General features: G+C 76.3%; 1 protein-coding gene and 1 pseudogene. One reads left to right on the forward strand and one right to left on the reverse strand.

Annotated elements, in window-relative coordinates; translation table 11 throughout:
• Positions 1-274 precede the first annotated feature (274 nt).
• Positions 275-1,381 (reverse strand): LPXTG cell wall anchor domain-containing protein, encoded by a 1,107-nt coding sequence (locus tag AAHZ94_RS33540; protein WP_349997472.1) that lies wholly within the window; start codon positions 1,379-1,381, stop codon positions 275-277.
• Positions 1,382-1,554: 173 nt separating this feature from the next.
• On the opposite strand from AAHZ94_RS33540, the pseudogene AAHZ94_RS33545 reads away from it, so the two are divergent.
• Positions 1,555-1,825 (forward strand): annotated as a pseudogene (locus AAHZ94_RS33545) (hypothetical protein); the annotation flags it as partial.

Genomic DNA, 1,825 nt, shown 5'->3' on the forward strand with positions numbered 1-1,825 from the left:
CCGGCGGCCCCCCCCGGGGGGGGGGCCCCCGCCCCCCCCCCGGGCCCCCCCCCCCCCCCCCCCTCGGCCCCCCCCCGGGGCCCCCCCCCCCCCGGGGGGCCCCCGGGCCCCCCCCCCGGGAGCCGCCGGCCGGCGCGCGCCCGCCGACCCTGCGCCGCGCTTGTCGTGCGGGCGGGGCCGGCGGGGCGCCGGACGCGGGTGGTGCGGTCGTGCGTTTGCGCGGACGCGGGGTGCCAACGCGCGTGGCGCGGGCGTGCGTCTACGCGGACGTGCGTTACGCGGGCGTGCCGGCCTTGCGGCGCCGTACGACGTAGATCGCGCCGGCGCCGGCGACCATCGCCACGCCGCCGATCATCGCGATGGTCGGCAGGGTGGAGTCGGAACCGGTGGCCGCGAGCTCGCCCTCGGGGTGGATCTCCTTGCCGACGGCGGGCCGCTTGGGCAGCGGCAGCGGCTTCTTGCCCTTGTTGCCCTGCGGCTTGGCGTCGGGCACCTCGGACTCGCCACCGCCGGGCAGCTCGGCCGCGGTCTTCACCACGTCGAACTCGTAGTAGTCACCGGTGGAGTAGACGCAGTTGCCCTCCTCGTCGGCGAACGCGCCGATGGACAGCGCGTAGCCGAAGCCCTCCGGGGCGCCCTTGGCGACGTTCAGCCGCAGCTCCAGGTTGAGCGTCTCGTGCGGCCGTACGGAGGTGTAGCCGATGTAGCCGTGCGCGTCGTCGTCCGCGTCGGTGGAGATGTTCTCCCACGCACCGGACTCCGGGTCCTTGTACTGGAGGGTCAGGAACTTGCCGGTGCCGTCGATGTACTCCTCGTGCACGGTGCCCGCCATGACGCCGAGGTCGACGCGGTGGAAGGTGCGCTTGGAGGTGTTCTCCACACGGAAGGTCAGGTGGTGGAAGCCGCTGCCTGCCACGACCTTGGTCGGCAGGCCGACCAGCGTGGTGCTGAGGTCGGGCTCCTCGGCGTAGTCCTCGCCGTCCTCGCACGGCGCCGGCGTCGGCGACCCGGTCGCGGTCGCGGTGGCGCTCGGGCTGGTGGACGGCCCGTCGGTGGGCTTGCCGGTGGCCGTCGGCGTCGCGCTCGGGGACTGCGAGTCGGTCGGCGCCGGCGAACTCGGCTCGTCCGTCGCGGTCGGCTTGCTGGTCGTCGGCGTCGCGCTCGGGGTCTTGGTCTCGGTCTCCGTCGGCGCGGGCGAGCTCGGCGTCTCGCTCGGCGACGGCGAGTCCGTCGGCGTGGCCGAAGGCGTCTCGGTCGGCTCGCTGGTCGGAGTGGGCGACTGCGTCTCATCGCTGGCGTACGCGCCGGGCGCGGCGACCAGCGTCGCGGGCAGGATGGCCGCCGTGGCCGCGGCAGCCGCAAGGGCGCGGCGAAGCTTCATAAGACCTCTATCTGGGGCCTGTGGAGCCACTGCGGGAGACAGCGGCTCCACGGAGAGCGGAAGCAGGCCGTCGCGCGGAGCGCGTCATGGCCGTGCGTTTGCACGTACATGACCGTCGGAACCTGAAAAAGGTTGCACACAAAACGATCACATTTGGCGGTGATCTGGCTCACTTGCTCCACGAAGCGACCGAGGGGCGGGTGCCGGGCGGTGCGGGGCGTGGGTGGACGGTACGGGCCGGGGGGGGGGCGGGCGCCGCGAACGCCCACCGGCGGGCCGTGGGCGCGGGCGTTGTGCAGGCCCACCGGCGGGCCGTGGGCGCGGCGGAAAAGAGCGAGGGGGCCCCCGGGGCCCCCGGGGGGGGGGGGGGGGCGGGGGGGCGGGGGGGGGGCGGGGGGGGGGGGGGGCGGCGCGGGGGGGGGGGGGGGGCGGGGGGGGGGGGGG

The organism is Streptomyces sp. HSW2009, assembly GCF_040240285.1.
Taxonomy (GTDB): domain Bacteria; phylum Actinomycetota; class Actinomycetes; order Streptomycetales; family Streptomycetaceae; genus Streptomyces.

What these genes read in the sequence shown, in the direction of transcription:
- AAHZ94_RS33540 (WP_349997472.1), bottom strand. Translation starts at nt 1,381, where the DNA reads ATGAAGCTTCGCCGCGCCCTTGCGGCTGCCGCGGCCACGGCGGCCATC.